The organism is Sphingobium xenophagum (genome assembly GCF_002288285.1).
Taxonomy (GTDB): Bacteria; Pseudomonadota; Alphaproteobacteria; order Sphingomonadales; family Sphingomonadaceae; genus Sphingobium; species Sphingobium xenophagum.
This window is the reverse complement of record NZ_CP022745.1, coordinates 2,825,522-2,840,311: the sequence shown is the minus strand read 5'-3', so window position 1 is coordinate 2,840,311 and position 14,790 is coordinate 2,825,522. Positions and strand designations below refer to the sequence as shown.

Sequence of the window (14,790 nt, the reverse complement as noted above, 5' to 3'; positions counted from 1 at the left end):
CTCAGGCGACCTTTTCGATGCGATAATTTTCGATCACTGTATTGGCAAGCAGCTTGCGGCACATGCCGTCAATATCCTCGTCACTGGTGCCATCGGCCAGGTCCAGTTCGATCAACTTGCCCGCGCGCACGTCATTGACGCCGTCAAAGCCCAGGCCTTCCAGCGCATGGTGGATCGCCCGGCCCTGCGGATCGAGGACACCGCCCTTGAGGGTGACGAAAATGCGGGCTTTCATGAGCGGCGAACTCCTTGAGACGGACAGGGCCGAACCGTGCGGTCCGGGGGATCGACTTTGCCGCTCCCCTAGTCCCGGTGTGGCGGGGTGGCAAGCCATTATGCTTTTGTTAGCATCTCATCCGATACTGTCATGGCGCAGAAATCCGGGGGGAGCATGGGGATGTCCGGGGTGGCGCTGGCGATGTTTGTCGGGCTGTTCGCTTGGGGGCAACAGATTGTGGGCTATGACGACCCGCAGGGAAAGGTGCAGCTTGCCCTGCTCGCGACCTTCAGCCTAGGCCTGACGATCGGCTATCGCGCCAGTCGCTGAGCGTCTTTTTCAATGCCAATTGCCTGTCCCTTGCGCTAGGCGATCGCTATGGACCCCGAATATCTCTATTACGCCTGCGCCTTCATCGCCGTGGCCATATCGGGCCTCGCCAAGGGCGGCTTTGCCGGGGTCGGCGCACTGGCCATGCCGATCATGGCGCTGGGCGTGGACCCGGTACGCGGCGCAGCCATAATGCTGCCCATCCTGATCGTGCAGGACGCCGTCAGCGTCTGGGCATTCCGGAAAAGCTGGGACGGCCATATCTTGCGGGTGATGCTGCCCGGCGCGGCGGTCGGCGTGACGCTTGGCTATCTGTTTGCCGCGCAAGTGCATGAAACCACAGTGCTGGGCGCATTGGGCGTGATTTCGATAGTGTTCGGGCTGCAACGGCTATGGGTCGAGCGGGGCGGGGCGATTGTGCTGCCGTCCACATCGCCCGATTGGGTGGGCATGCTGCTCGGCGTCGCCAGCGGCTTTTCCAGCCAGATCGCCCATGCCGGTTCGCCCCCGTTCCAGATGTGGGTGCTGCCCAGGCGCCTGCCGCGCGACATGCTGGTCGGGACTACGGCGGTCGCCTTCGCAGTCATGAACTGGATGAAGGTGCCCGCCTATGCCGCGCTGGGCCAATTCACGCGCGGCAATCTGACGGCGACCGCCATGCTGCTGCCGGTCGCGATCGTTGCGACGCTGGCGGGCGTCGCGCTGGTGCGGCGGGTGGATGCCGCCCGCTTCTACACGCTGATCTATGTGCTGATGGTGCTGCTGGGCATCAAGCTGGTCGCTGATGCGCTGATGGCGTAACCCATAACCGTCATGCCGGACTTGATCCGGCATCCAGGGCGGCTTTGCGCCAACTCTGGATCCTGACTTGCGTCAGGATGACGGCGGATCGAAGGACTTATTCCTTCTCGCGCTTCTTGCGATGCGTGTCGAGGTCGAGCACCGTGGTGTCCAGCCCTTCGGGCAGCAGGCCCAGGCGGCGCGCCACTTCCTGATAGGCTTCCACTTCGCCGCCCAGATCGCGGCGGAAACGGTCCTTGTCCAGCTTCTCGTTGGTCGCAGCGTCCCACAGGCGGCAGCCATCGGGGCTGATCTCGTCGGCCAGAATGATGCGGCTGTAATCGCCGTCATAGAGGCGACCGAACTCCAGCTTGAAGTCGATGAGGCGAATGCCGATCCCGGCGAACAGACCGCACATGAAGTCGTTGATGCGGATCGCCATGTCGGCAATGTCGTGCATCTCTTCCTGCGTCGCCCAGCCAAAGCAGGCGATATGCTCTTCGGAAATGAGCGGGTCGCCCAGCGCGTCATCCTTGTAGCAATATTCGATCAGCGTGCGGGGCAGCTGTGTGCCTTCCTCGATCCCCAGCTTCTTGCTGAGCGATCCGGCGGCGACGTTGCGCACGACGACTTCGATCGGCACGATCTCCACCTGACGCACCAGCTGCTCACGCATGTTGAGGCGGCGGATGAAGTGGGTCGGTACGCCGATCTGGCCGAGCAGCGTGAAGATATGCTCGGAAATCCGGTTGTTGAGCACGCCCTTGCCGGAAATCGTGCCCTTCTTCTGCGCGTTGAAGGCGGTTGCGTCATCCTTGAAATATTGGATGATCGTGCCCGGTTCCGGGCCTTCATAAAGGATCTTTGCCTTGCCTTCGTAAATCTGGCGGCGACGGGCCATGCGCGTTCCTGTCTGGTCAAAAATACTGCGCCCCGACAATCGCGAATCGAGAAGGATCAGCGGGTGCCGGGGCTGCTTGGGCCTCGCCCATAGAACAAAGCGGGCGGGGGTGCAATTGGTGCGGCCCTTACAGCACGTCGCCGAACATCGCCCATAGCAACGCCATCCACGCCACCATGCCGATCGCGCCGATGATGACGCCTGATCGGGCGCGCAGGGTTGCGGCCAAACCGCGCGGCTCATCATCATCATCGATCATGCGCCGTTGTTAGCCGTCCGCGGTCTCCGGCTCAACCCGCGCCGTATCGCGATCCACCGCCATCAGCCGCCCGGTAAAGCATTGCCGCCACCAGCTGATGTCCTGCTTTTCAACGCTATCCATCATGGCGCGCCAGCGACGCTTGCGTTCATCCAGCGGCATGGCGAGCGCGCGCAGGATAGCGTCGGACATTTCCTCCGGGCTGTAGGGATTGATCAGCAGCGCGTCCTTGAGCTGCATTGCGGCCCCGGCAAAGCGCGACAGGATCAGAACGCCCGGATCCTCCGGGTCTTGCGCCGCGACATATTCCTTGGCGACCAGATTCATGCCATCGCGCAGCGGCGTGACCAGCCCGATCTTGGCGCTGCGATATATGCCGGCGAGCTTGTCGCGCGGGTAGCCCTGATTGACGTAGCGGATGGGCGTCCAGTCCACATCGCTATATTCGCCATTGATCCGCCCGGCGAGGGAATCGAGCGCGGCGCGTATCTGCTGGTAGCTTTCGACTTCGCCGCGCGAAGGCGGCGCGATCTGGGTCAGCAAAACCTTGCGATGCTGGTCGGGATGGTCCTTCAGAAAGCGGGCATAGCCGTTGAAGCGCTCCTCCAGCCCCTTGCTGTAGTCCAGCCGATCGACGCCGACGATCATCGAGCGGTCCTGAAGCGATGCGCGTATCTGCCGGAGCATGTTCTGCGCAACCTCGCTTTCGGCTGCTTCGGCAAATTCCTTCGCGTTGATCCCGATCGGGCAAGCGACCGCCTGGATCGTCCGGTCGCCAACGGTGATGAAATCGCCGTTCACCGTACCACCCATCTCCCGCTCGGCATAATGACGGAAGGATTCGAGCCATTCTTCGGTATGGAACCCCACGACATCATAGGCGAACAAGGTGCTGACCAGCTTGCTGTGATGGGGCAGCGACACGAGCAGTCGCGTGGGTGGCCAGGGGATGTGCAGGAAAAAGCCCATCTTGTTGCGGTGGCCGCGGTCACGCAGCATCTGGCCCAGCGGGATCATGTGATAATCATGAACCCAGATGACGTCCTCCGGCTCGATCAGCGGCGCTGTGGTATCGGCAAAGCGCTGGTTGACCCGGTTATAGCCGCCCTCGAAATCGCGGGCATATTCGGCCAGATCGATGCGGAAGTGAAAGAGCGGCCACAGCGTCTTGTTGGCGTACCCGTTATAATATTCGTCGACATCCTGTTCTTCCAGGTCGATCGTCGCAGTCTTGACCCCGTCATCCTCGTAAAAGCCGATATGGCCGGTGAAATTATCGGTGATTTCGCCCGACCAACCGATCCATGTCCCCCGGCTTTCCCGCAACGCCTGCGCCAGCGCGACCGCAAGTCCGCCCTGATTGCCCGACTTGTTGGGTCGGGACACGCGGTTGGAAATGACAATCAGGCGACTCATCGCATCACGCTCCAGGGTTTGCTCAACAAGACGGCGCAGTTGATGATGCCGACGAGCGAATAGGTTTGAGGATAATTGCCCCACAATTCCCCGGTCACAGGATCAATATCCTCGGACAATAATCCTGCGGCGGTGCGTCGGCTCAGCATCTCTTCGAAAAGGGTGCGGGCTTCTTCCGTACGACCGGTGCGATGCAGCGCTTCGATCAGCCAGAAGGTGCAGACGTTGAACGCAGTCACCGGCTCGCCGAAATCATCGGGCGCGCTGTAGCGCAGCATGTCGTTGCCACGCCGCAAATCCGCCTCCAGCGCGGCCAATGTGCCGGTGAACATGGGATCATCCGCGCTCAGGAAACGCAGATCGAGCAGTTGCAGCAGCGATGCGTCGCGCGAATCATCCTCGAAATTCGCCGATATGGCCTGGCTGTCCTCTCGCCACGCCGCATCGATGATGCGCGCCTTCATCGTGTCGGCGCGGTTCTGCCAGTGCGCCGCGCGCAGGGGCAGGTCCAGCGCCAGCGCGGCATGGGCCAGCCGATCGCACGCCGCCCAGCACATCACCGCACTATAGCTGTGGACATGGGTGCGATTGCGCAGTTCCCACAAACCCGCATCCGGCTTGTCATAGACGCTCCAGGCCCGCTCGCCCACGGCCTCCAACGCCTCGAAATCGGCATGGCCCGCCATGCGCAGCAGTCGCCAGTCGATAAAGCCCTGCACCGACGACAGGACGATCTGGCCATAGGCGTCATGCTGGATCTGGCTGTAGGCGGCGTTGCCGACCCGCACCGGGCCCATGCCACGATAGCCGGGCAGTTCGTCCGCCTCCCACTCGGTCAGCGTGGCGTTGCCGCGCACGTCGTAAAGCGGCTGGATATGCCCGCCCTTTGCGCCATCGACGATGTTGCGCAGATAGACCAGATAGGTTTCCAGCACATCCAGAGCGCCCAGCCGGTTGAGTGCTTCGACGGTATAATAGGCGTCGCGCACCCAGCAGTAGCGATAGTCCCAGTTGCGACCCGAATCGGCATGTTCGGGGATGCTGGTCGTCAGCGCCGCGACGATCGCGCCGGTTTCTTCATGCTGGCACAGTTTGAGCGTGATCGCGGACCGGATGACCGCTTCCTGCCATTCCGCCGGGATGGCGAGGCCGCGCACCCACAGGCGCCATTCCTCCACCGTGTCGTCCAGCATCCGCTGGAGCGCCGGGCGCAGGGCGTCCGAAAATCCTTCGTCAGGCCCCATGAAGAAATGGGCGTCCTGCTCCAGCCGGAACCAGCTTTCCTGCGCGATCAGGCCGATCGGCGCGTCGGTCGACACCCGCATCGCCATGTAGGACAGGACCATGCGGATATGGTTGGAGCCGTAATTGATCGGTACCTTTTCCGCATTCCAGGCCGTCGTCGGGCGCAGGCGCACTCTTATGCGCGGCGATCCGGCCACCGGGCGCGCGATCCGGGCGAAGGCGACCGGGCGATACATGCGGCCCTTATGCTTGTGGCGGGGGCAGAAATCGAAAATTTCGATGACGTTGCCCTGCGTGTCGCTCTGCCGCGTGACCAGAACGGGGGTGTTGCGCAGATAATATTGCTCTACCGCAACGCAATTTTCCAGTTCGATCGCCCAGAAACCGATCGCGGCGTCATCATCCCAATCAGCATCGTCGAGCAGCGCGGAAAAGACCGGATCGCCATCGACCCTGGGAACGCAGGCCCACACCATCCGACCGGCCCGATCGATCAGCGCCGATGCCTGGCAATTGCCAATCGGCCAGAGGTCCAAATTGCGGGCGTTGCCGCCCAATATTGGGTGAGTATTGCTGTTTATCGCACTGCCCCTCATGCTTTTTGGCAAATTGAGGGGGCACGGATCATGCGAGCCGTGCAACCCCCTCTCGCAGATAATGCCTGACGGCGGCAACCTGTTCCAAATTATATGCCGCTCGCGTTTGTCGCACAGGTCCGACCAATATGCCAACCCCGCCCAGTTCGGCGGCCGCGGCAAAGCCTTCCTCGTCGGTCACGTCGTCGCCGATAAAGACCGGCACACCGCCCGCCATCGGCCCTTGCGCCATCAGCGCATGGACCGCGCTGCCCTTGTCCGCGCCACCGGGCCGCAATTCATAAAGCATCTTGCCCTGCTGAAGCGCCAGACCGTCCTGATCGGCCCATTGGCGGGCCAGCGCATGCGCGGCATCCTGCCAGGCAGGAGCGCCGCGATAGTGCAGCCCGACGCTGATCGATTTGCGTTCGACCAGCACGCCGGGCTTGTCGGCGGCAAAGGCGTTGAAGGCGGCTTCGGCATCATCGATTGCCGCGAGGCGCGTTGGCGCGGCGATGGCGCCGCCGGGACGGGCAAATTCCAGCCCATGGGTGCCCGCCAGCAGGAAGTCAGCAAAGCCAAGGGTGCGCAGCGTTTCGATCGACCGCCCGCTCACGATCGCCAGTCGCCCGTCCAGCCTTTCCCGCAGCGCCAGGAGCAACTGCACCAGTCCATCATCCACAATCACCCCGTCGGGGGTGTCGGTAATGGGCGTGAGCGTCCCGTCAAAATCCAGGAACAGCGCCGCGTCGGTCAACAAGGCGGGCGGGGGCGGGGGAGGGGATGATCTGACACGGGCGCAAAGTGGCGCTTTACCGCCAATTCGCAACCCCTGTTGTGCAGCCCCTTGTCGTTTTTACGCGCCGCACCGGCTGTCATCGGACCAGGGGGCCGACCAATGGATCGAATGCAGCACGCGAAATGCCTGCATGATCCGTGCAATCAGCCGGTCGATCCCGGCGCTGGCTGCGCGATGATGGTCCGTCCACAACCGGGCGTCATACTGGTCGCGCATGGTCGCGATCCTTTCGATTGAAATGGTGCATGTGTGCGAAGCGACCAATGCGCCTGTTCCGTAACGACATCCAACAAAAGCATGGACAGTGATAATAAGCTCCCCTTATGGAAAGCCATGTCCGCCTTGCCTCCGCTTTCCGCCGTTCGGGTGTTCGAAGCCGCTGCCCGGCTCGAAAACTTTACAGCCGCCGCGCAGGAACTGGGCATGACCCAGGCGGCGGTCAGCTATCAGGTCAAGTTGCTGGAGGACCGGCTGGGGCTGAGCCTGTTCCAGCGCGCCGGCCGCCGGGTGCTTCTTACCGACAAGGGACGGGAAATCGCGCCGGTCATCATCCGCGCTTTCGACCAGATGCGACAGGGCTTTGCCGCTCTGGCGCAGGATCATTCGATGGTCCTTACCATCAGTTGCACCAATAGTTTCGCCCATCTCTGGCTCGCCCCCCGGATCGGCGCGTTCCAGATGCGTCATCCGGGGCTGGCGGTGCGCATCCAGGCCGAGGATGCGGTGGTCGATCTTGCCCGCACCGGCGTGGATCTGGCGATTCGCGGGGGGAAGGGCAATTGGCCGGGGCTGGAGGCGCGGCTGTTGACGCACAACCGCCTGGCGCCGATGTGCAGCCCGGACTGGCTGGCGCGCCATGGTCCGGTCGCCGATGCGCAGGCGCTTCATGCCCTGCCGCGCCTGTCGCCCGACGACATGTGGTGGCATGAATGGTTCGCGGCCATGGGGGTGGAGGCCGATCCGGCAGGCGGGCCGCCGGGCATCGCGCTCGACAGCCAGGTGATGGAAGGTCGTGCCGCGATCGGGGGGCAGGGGATCGCCATCCTGAACCTGTTTTTGTGGAAGGCGGAGGTAGAGGCGGGCCTGCTGGTCGAAGCCATGCCATCCTATGTCCGCGAGATCGCGAGCTACTGGATCGTCTATCCGCCCCATGCTCGCAATACGCCCAAGGTGAAGGCGTTTCGCGACTGGATCAGCGCCGAATTCGTCGCCGCCATCGCCGATGACCCGCAGGGACGCTACTTGCCCCGTGACGAATGATGCGTATGTTCATGCGCATGTTTTATGAAGGAGTTGGTTGTGACCAGGCATGAACGGATCGGGACGCGCAAGGCGACCAACCTGTCGCTGGATATGGCGCTTGTCGCAGAGGCGCGGGCGTTGGGAATCAACTTGTCCCGCACCTGTGAAGACGCGCTGGCCAAGCAAATCGCCGCCGAACGCGGACGCCGCTGGCAAGAGGAGAATGCCCAGGGCATTGCTGCTTCCAACGCCTATGTCGAAAAACATGGCCTGCCGCTCGAAAAATATCGCATGTTCTAATGGCAAGATTTAGCGCGCATCGCCTGTCCGACGGTAGTTGGGTTCTGGATTGCCAGGCCGATTTGCTCGATCATCTGACGACCCGATTCGTTGTACCGCTCATCCCTATTGCCGACGTTGGCACACCCATGGCGCGCCTTAATCCGTATTTTCAGATTGAAGGCGAAACGCTGGTCATGATGACCCAGTTTGCGGGGGCGGTTCCGGCCCGGTCGCTTGGGCAGCCGGCCTTGTCGCTGCACGATCATCAGGACGTGATAGCCGCCGCGCTGGATATGCTGCTGGTGGGATTTTAACGCTGCGGTTCGATCCCGGCCAAATCTCCGTTTCCGTTTCGTCCCCGTGCTGCTATCCCGCGCGTAATGACCGATTTTCGCGATCCTTTCGACAATATCAAGGACCATCCGTTCGACGCGGCGCTGTCGCAGCGTTATCTCGTCTATGCCCTGTCCACCATTACCGCGCGGTCCTTGCCGGATTTGCGCGACGGGTTGAAGCCGGTGCATCGCCGCCTGCTCTGGGCGATGCGGCTGCTCAGGATGGAGCCGTCCGGCGCGTCGGCCGACGTGCTGGTCGCCAACCCTGCCCGCAACGGCACAAGCTACAAGAAATGCGCCCGCGTCGTGGGCGACGTCATCGGCAAATATCACCCCCATGGCGACAGCAGCGTTTATGATGCCATGGTGCGGTTGGCGCAGGATTTCGTCCTGCGCACGCCATTGGTCGACGGGCAGGGCAATTTTGGCAATATCGACGGCGATAATGCCGCCGCGATGCGCTATACCGAAGCGCGCCTGACCCAGCCTGCCGCCGACCTGATGGCGGGGCTGGACGAAGGTACGGTCGATTTCCGCCCGACCTATAATGGCGAGGATGAAGAGCCGGAGGTGTTCCCCGGCCTTTTCCCCAACCTGCTTGCCAATGGTGCCAGCGGCATTGCGGTGGGCATGGCCACCAGCATTCCGCCGCATAATGTGACCGAAATACTCGATGCCGCCAGCTTGCTGATCGACAATCCCGATACGGATCATGCGGCGTTGATGGCAGTGGTGAAGGGGCCGGACTTCCCCACTGGCGGCGTGCTGGTGGATAGTCCCGCAATCATTGCCGAAGCCTATGCCACGGGACGTGGCGCGTTCCGTACCCGTGCGCGCTTTTCGACCGGCAAGGATGATCAGGGCGTCTGGGAACCGACCGGCATAGAGAAATTGAGCGGCGGCACCTGGCAGTTGATCGTCAGCGAAATTCCCTATCAGGTGCAGAAGGGCAAGCTGATCGAGCAGATCGCGGCCCTGATCAACGACAAGAAGCTGCCGATCCTGGAAGATGTGCGCGATGAAAGCGATGAGACGATCCGCATCGTCATCACGCCCAGGAACCGCAATGTCGATCCGCAGGTGCTCAAGGACAGTCTCTACCGGCTGACCGATCTGGAAAACCGCTTTCCGCTCAACCTGAACGTGCTGGACGCCACCCATACGCCGCGCGTCCTGGGGTTGCGTGCGGTGCTGATCGAATGGCTCAAGCACCAGATCGACGTGCTGGTCCGGCGCGCGCAGCATCGCCTTGCCAAGATCGCCGATCGGCTCGAACTGCTTGATGGCTATATCATCGCCTATCTCAACCTTGACCGGGTGATCGAGATCATCCGTACGGAGGATGAGCCGAAGCTGGTGATGATGGACGAATTTGCCCTGACCGACCGGCAGGCCGAAGCCATTCTCAACATGCGCCTGCGGTCCTTGCGCAAGCTGGAAGAGATGGAATTGCGCCGCGAACATGCCGATCTGGTGGCGGAGCAGGAGGATCTGCAAAAGCTGGTCGAAAGCCCGCAGCGCCAGCGGACCAAGCTGAAGCGCGACATTGCCGCGCTGCGCAAGCGCTACGGCCCCGACACGGCCCTGGGCCACCGCCGTACATTGGTGGAGGAAGCCGGGCCCGCACGGGACATCCCGCTGGAGGCGATGATCGAGCGCGAACCGATCACCGTCATTCTGTCCGAACGCGGCTGGATCAGGGCGATGAGCGGCCATCGCGATCTGGCTGCCGCCGATACGCTCAAGTTCAAGGAGGGCGACGGTCCCCAATTCGCGTTCCATGCCTACACCACCGACAAGCTGCTGCTCGCGACGTCCACCGGGCGCGTCTATACGCTGGGGTCGGACAAGCTGCCGGGCGGTCGCGGCTTTGGCGATCCGGTGCGATCGCTGGTCGATATGGACAATGAAGGCGCGATCGTCGCCTTCATGCCCGCACGGGCTGGCACGGAATTGTTGCTGGCGTCTTCCGACGGGCGTGGTTTCATTGCGGCGGTGGCGGAGATCATGGCGGAAACGCGCAAAGGGCGTCAGGTCGTCAATGTCCGCACCGGCGCCAGGCTGGCTGTCATCCGCCCGGTCGCGCCGGGGTCGGACAGCGTGGCCGTGATTGGCGAAAACCGCAAATTGCTCGTTTTCTCGCTCGACGAAATGCCCCGCATGGCGCGTGGGCAGGGCGTGCAGATGCAGCGCTATCGCGATGGTGGTCTGTCGGACGCCATCACTTTCCGCCTGGCCGACGGACTTAGCTGGGCGATGGGGGGCGAGACCGGGCGGATGCGAACCGAATCGGACATGACGCCGTGGAAAGTGGCGCGCGGTGCGGCTGGCCGCATGCCACCCACCGGGTTTCCGCGCGACAATCGCTTTTAATGACCATTTTTTACAATGATCGGCGCATCGTTTCCTGAAAATTTACCGCTTCCCGATATGGCCAAGGCATGGAATCCATTTCTGTGCGCAACTGGCCAGTCGGAAGGACCAGCAACGCCCCTGTTGCGGGGGACGCGGAGGCATATCCATCCTTCGTCATAGCGCCGAGCCAATGGCTGGCCGCCATGTCGCAGGCGGCAGCGATTTTATCCCATGATGACAATCTGTTGTCGGTGGTCGAAGCCAATGACCGTTTCTTGCAGGCGTTTCGCCAGCATCAGGAAAAGGACGGGGCCATCAGCCAGGCCGCGACCGTGTGGCGCGATCGCATCCTGAAATTCATTCAGACGAATCACGTTGCAGACAGTTTTGAAATTCGCCGCGATGGCAAATTGGGGCCGGAATATTTCATGTGCACCATCGGCCGCTTGCCTGCCGATGCGGACCATCCCGAACTTTACCTGTTCACCGCGACCGATCGTACCAGCGAAAGGACGGTCGAGAAGAATCTGCGCCGCGAACTTCTGTCCGACGGGTTGACCGCGCTGCCCAATCGCACCGGCTTTGGCGAAGAGATTGACGACCGGATCGCCAATTCGGTCTGGCCCGAAAATGCCCAATTCGGCATCATCGCGATCGACCTTAGCCGGTTCAGCCGGGTCAATGAATCGCTTGGCCCGATGGCTGGCGACGAATTGCTGATCACGGTCGCCAAGCGACTGAAATCCAGCCTGCGGCAGGGCGATGTGCTGGCGCGGATCGGCGGCAATGATTTTGCGATATTCGCCCGTCTGAACAATGGCCTGTCGGATGCTCTTCACATCGTCCAGCGGATCAAGGAAGCGCTGAGTTCGCCGATCCGGCTGAGCGACCTGCAAATCCGGGTGGATTGCGCGATCGGCTGTGCCCTTTCCACCAGCCTGAGCGATGACCCCGATGACATCGTTCGCAAGGCGCAGGCAGCGGTCAAGATCGCCAAATGCAGCGGCAAGGTCGAAATATATCGCAACGGTGTTCTCAAGGAAGCGCAGCGCCGCTTTTCGATCGAGAGCCGTCTGCGCGACGCATTGGCGCAGGGTGGCCTGTCGCTGGCCTATCAGCCGCTGATCCATCTCCATACCGGAGAGATTACGGGGTTCGAGGCGCTCGCCCGCTGGGACGATGCGGAATTGGGGCATGTGTCCCCGGTCGAATTCATCGCCGTGGCCGAAGAAAGCGGCCTCATCACGCCGTTGGGCCGATGGGCCGCCTATGAAGCGGCGCAGGCATTGTCGCGCTGGGACGCAAGGTTCGGCCAGCCCATGCCGGTCGGCGTCAACGTCAACCTCTCGCCGATCCAGATGGCGCGGGACGATGTCGCGTCGATGTTTGAAGAAGCGCTGCGCTATTCCGGCATTGCCGGGCATCGCCTGACCGCCGAAGTCACTGAAAGCGCAATCATCGCCGATCCCGACAAGGCCCGCAAATTGCTGTTCGCGCTCAAGGATTTGCAGATGCCGATCGCGATGGACGATTTCGGCACCGGCTTTTCCAACCTGGCCAGCCTGCACAGCCTGCCGATCGACATATTGAAGATCGACCGCAGTTTCGTGTCGAACATGCTGGAGGATCGCGACAAGACGGTCATCGTCCGCACGATCCTCTCGCTGGCGGAGTCGCTCAATCTCAAGGTCACGGCCGAAGGGATCGAGACGCAGGAACTTGCCCATGCGCTTCAGCAATTGGGATGCTGGCAGGGGCAGGGCTATTATTTCGCCAAGCCGATGGCCGAACAGGACGCCTTCGACTATTGGCGCGCACGCTGGAATTTCGAAACGGTCTGATCGGCAATAGCGTCAACCCGCGCGCCGTCCGGGAAACCTTCCGCGACCCACATATCCTGCACGACATTCAATGCCCTGGCGACATCGGGGCCGGGGGGCAGTCCGCGCGCGATCAACGCGCCACCGCCGATCGGCAGTTTGGGCGGCGTCCAGTCGTCCAGGGCGGAGAGAGGCGACAGATCAGCATCGGCATCCAGCAGCAACCTGTCGATCGCACCTTCGACCCCGATATGCCACGCGAGCGCCCGAATCGGCATATCGCCCAAGCCAGCCTCCAGCGCCGTCGTCAGTCGTTTGCGCGCCTTGTTCGACAGTTTGAGCCGCGCGCCGACCAGATCGGCCCGCGCCGCATCGGGCGGCAGCAAGGCCGCGAGCCGCCGCAGCGCCGATGGTGCAATGCCAGCCGCGGCCTCCCGCGCTATCAACCGCTCCAGCCGGTAGATCCCGGCGCGGTCGACTTCAGGCAAAACCGGCGTCAATATCCCGCCATCGACCATCAGCCGCAACGCATGGATCGGCGCGGCGACCCCCAGCAATTTGAGCAATTCATCGGCAATCCGCTCCCGCGACAGCGCCATCAGGCTGTTGGCCGCAGCGACGCAGGCGGCATAGGCCATATTGTCCAGCTCATCGTCGCCATAGCGCGCCAGAAAGCGGAAATAGCGCAGGATGCGCAGATGATCTTCGGCAATGCGTGCGTCGGCATCGCCTATGAAACGCAATCGCCGCGCTTCCAGATCGGCAACCCCGCCAAAATAGTCGGTGATCTCCCCGCTCAGCGGATCGGCATAAAGGGCGTTGATCGTGAAGTCCCGCCGCGCCGCATCCTCGCGCCAGTCATCCGTATAGGCGATGGTCGCGCGCCGCCCGTCGGTGCTGACGTCGCGGCGCAGTGTCGTAATCTCCACCGGCCAGCCGGCGATGACGGCGGTGATCGTGCCATGGTCGATACCGGTCGGTACCGCCTTTATCTCTGCCGCCTTCAGCCGGTCGAGCACGTCCTGGGGGGCAAGCGTGGTGGCAATATCCAGATCATTGACCGCAAGCCCCAACAAGCCGTCGCGCACCGCGCCGCCGACGTAGCGGGCCTTGCCGCCCGCCGCATCCAGCGCCGTCAGCAAATTATCGAGACCGGGACGATGCCGCCATGGCGCATCGGGCAGCACCACGCTCATAATGCGCCCAGCCGGTGTGACAGGTTTGCCAGGATGGCGGCGGTCACGCCCCATATCCGCCGTTCCTGCCACAATATCTCATAATAATGCCGCACCGCCCCTTCAAATTCGACGGCATGCCGGGTCCGGTTCGCCGGGGCCAGCGCATAGGCGAGGGGCAGTTCGAACCAGTCGGCCACTTCGCTTTCCTGCGGCTGCAAGGGCAGGTCGGGCGGAATGACCGCCAGTACCGGGATGATGTCGAACCCGGTAAAGGTATGATAGCGGTCGGACGTGCCGATGACCTGCGCCAGATGCGGCGGCAGGCCGATTTCCTCCTCCGCCTCGCGCAGCGCCCCGGCAATCTCATCGGCATCGCCGGGATCGACGCGGCCGCCGGGAAAGGCGACCTGTCCCGCATGCTTGCGCAGGCGTTCCGACCGCTGGGTCAGGATCAACCCCGGTTCGGGCCGGTCGGTGATGGCGACCAGTACGGCGGCGGGGGCGAGCGCGATGTGCCCGTCGATGCGGGGATCGCGCATGTCGGATGACAGGATGGTGCCATCGCGGCCATGACCTTCGGCCAACGCGGCGCGCAGCCGCTCGGCCAGGGTCATGCCCCGCCGTCCAGCGGAAAGAAAGCGCCGTTGCTCCACAGGCCGATCCGCTCGGCGCCCTCATCCAGCGCCATGTTCATCAGTTCATAATAGACGCTGCGCACGACCAGCGCCTCCAGCCCGCGCGGACATGAAGATAGGGGTGTGGCCCGTCCGCCGTCTCACGGAGCAGCAGCGCATTGTCCGGCCCCGCCGCGACCAGATCGCCGGTGTTCAGCCGGAACGCCAGCGCCCGTTCGCGTCCTTCGCCTTCGCTCTTGAGTTCCACCGCGACAAAGGGGGCATCCTCGACTTCGATGCTCAGCTTTTCGACCGGGGTGACCAGCACATAGCTGCCGTCCGCTTCTCGCCGCAATATGGTGGAAAACAGGCGGACCATTGCCTCGCGCCCGATTGGCGATCCCTGGTGAAACCAGGTTCCGTCGCGCGCGATCCGCATGTC

At 62.7% G+C, this 14,790-nt stretch carries 16 protein-coding genes and 1 pseudogene; 7 read left to right on the top strand and 10 right to left on the bottom strand.

The genetic code is table 11. From position 1 onward, the window contains the following. Window position 1: 1 nt before the first annotated feature. Window positions 2–235, bottom strand: coding sequence for a phosphoribosylformylglycinamidine synthase subunit PurS (gene purS / locus CJD35_RS13885; RefSeq protein ID WP_017182327.1), 234 nt, complete (start codon window positions 233–235; stop codon window positions 2–4). A 162-nt stretch (window positions 236–397) separates the two neighbouring features. Between purS and CJD35_RS13880 the strand changes: the two genes are divergently transcribed. After that, complete coding sequence (locus tag CJD35_RS13880) at window positions 398–547, top strand: hypothetical protein (protein ID WP_167383157.1); 150 nt, start codon at window positions 398–400, stop codon at window positions 545–547. A 48-nt stretch (window positions 548–595) separates the two neighbouring features. After that, complete coding sequence (locus CJD35_RS13875) at window positions 596–1,348, top strand: sulfite exporter TauE/SafE family protein (protein WP_017182325.1); 753 nt, start codon at window positions 596–598, stop codon at window positions 1,346–1,348. 97 nt (window positions 1,349–1,445) lie between these two features. Here the strand turns inward: CJD35_RS13875 and purC are convergent, their stop codons facing one another. The 6 genes from purC to CJD35_RS22745 form a co-directional block, all read right to left on the bottom strand. Further along, complete coding sequence (purC, locus tag CJD35_RS13870; protein WP_017182324.1) at window positions 1,446–2,228, bottom strand: phosphoribosylaminoimidazolesuccinocarboxamide synthase; 783 nt, start codon at window positions 2,226–2,228, stop codon at window positions 1,446–1,448. Window positions 2,229–2,355: 127 nt separating this feature from the next. Beyond that, window positions 2,356–2,487 (bottom strand): hypothetical protein, encoded by a 132-nt coding sequence (locus CJD35_RS23425; protein WP_017182323.1) that lies wholly within the window; start codon window positions 2,485–2,487, stop codon window positions 2,356–2,358. 9 nt (window positions 2,488–2,496) lie between these two features. Then, window positions 2,497–3,903, bottom strand: coding sequence for an alpha,alpha-trehalose-phosphate synthase (UDP-forming) (gene otsA / locus CJD35_RS13865; protein WP_017182322.1), 1,407 nt, complete (start codon window positions 3,901–3,903; stop codon window positions 2,497–2,499). Beyond that, window positions 3,900–5,624: a glycoside hydrolase family 15 protein gene (locus CJD35_RS13860; protein ID WP_026002247.1), complete on the bottom strand. Its 1,725-nt coding sequence runs from the start codon at window positions 5,622–5,624 to the stop codon at window positions 3,900–3,902. The genes otsA and CJD35_RS13860 overlap by 4 nt, the downstream gene beginning before the upstream one ends. Window positions 5,625–5,772: 148 nt before the next feature. Further along, window positions 5,773–6,483, bottom strand: coding sequence for a trehalose-phosphatase (otsB, locus tag CJD35_RS13855; RefSeq protein ID WP_017182320.1), 711 nt, complete (start codon window positions 6,481–6,483; stop codon window positions 5,773–5,775). 96 nt (window positions 6,484–6,579) lie between these two features. After that, window positions 6,580–6,738 carry a hypothetical protein gene (locus tag CJD35_RS22745; protein WP_017182319.1) on the bottom strand — a complete coding sequence of 53 codons (159 nt, stop codon included), beginning with the start codon at window positions 6,736–6,738 and terminating at the stop codon, window positions 6,580–6,582. Window positions 6,739–6,855: 117 nt separating this feature from the next. On the opposite strand from CJD35_RS22745, the gene CJD35_RS13845 reads away from it, so the two are divergent. From CJD35_RS13845 to CJD35_RS13825, 5 genes are all read left to right on the top strand, one after another. Further along, complete coding sequence (locus tag CJD35_RS13845) at window positions 6,856–7,782, top strand: LysR substrate-binding domain-containing protein (protein WP_017182318.1); 927 nt, start codon at window positions 6,856–6,858, stop codon at window positions 7,780–7,782. A 24-nt stretch (window positions 7,783–7,806) separates the two neighbouring features. Continuing rightward, the gene (locus CJD35_RS13840) at window positions 7,807–8,064 is read left to right on the top strand and encodes a type II toxin-antitoxin system CcdA family antitoxin (protein ID WP_017182317.1); all 258 of its coding nucleotides are present in this window, start codon (window positions 7,807–7,809) and stop codon (window positions 8,062–8,064) included. Window positions 8,065–8,126: 62 nt separating this feature from the next. After that, window positions 8,127–8,360 carry a CcdB family protein gene (locus CJD35_RS13835; RefSeq protein ID WP_244917191.1) on the top strand — a complete coding sequence of 78 codons (234 nt, stop codon included), beginning with the start codon at window positions 8,127–8,129 and terminating at the stop codon, window positions 8,358–8,360. 66 nt (window positions 8,361–8,426) lie between these two features. Next, complete coding sequence (parC, locus tag CJD35_RS13830; protein ID WP_017182315.1) at window positions 8,427–10,754, top strand: DNA topoisomerase IV subunit A; 2,328 nt, start codon at window positions 8,427–8,429, stop codon at window positions 10,752–10,754. Between the two features lie 68 nt (window positions 10,755–10,822). Continuing rightward, complete coding sequence (locus CJD35_RS13825; RefSeq protein ID WP_017182314.1) at window positions 10,823–12,577, top strand: putative bifunctional diguanylate cyclase/phosphodiesterase; 1,755 nt, start codon at window positions 10,823–10,825, stop codon at window positions 12,575–12,577. On the opposite strand, the gene CJD35_RS13820 is transcribed toward CJD35_RS13825, so the two are convergent. The 3 genes and pseudogenes from CJD35_RS13820 to CJD35_RS13810 form a co-directional block, all read right to left on the bottom strand. Continuing rightward, the gene (locus tag CJD35_RS13820; RefSeq protein ID WP_017182313.1) at window positions 12,541–13,752 is read right to left on the bottom strand and encodes a CCA tRNA nucleotidyltransferase; all 1,212 of its coding nucleotides are present in this window, start codon (window positions 13,750–13,752) and stop codon (window positions 12,541–12,543) included. The genes CJD35_RS13825 and CJD35_RS13820 overlap by 37 nt on opposite strands. Then, complete coding sequence (locus CJD35_RS13815) at window positions 13,749–14,348, bottom strand: CoA pyrophosphatase (RefSeq protein ID WP_017182312.1); 600 nt, start codon at window positions 14,346–14,348, stop codon at window positions 13,749–13,751. The genes CJD35_RS13820 and CJD35_RS13815 overlap by 4 nt, the downstream gene beginning before the upstream one ends. Then, window positions 14,345–14,787, bottom strand: a pseudogene (locus CJD35_RS13810) (DUF1285 domain-containing protein). The gene CJD35_RS13815 and the pseudogene CJD35_RS13810 overlap by 4 nt, the downstream one beginning before the upstream one ends. Window positions 14,788–14,790 lie beyond the last annotated feature (3 nt).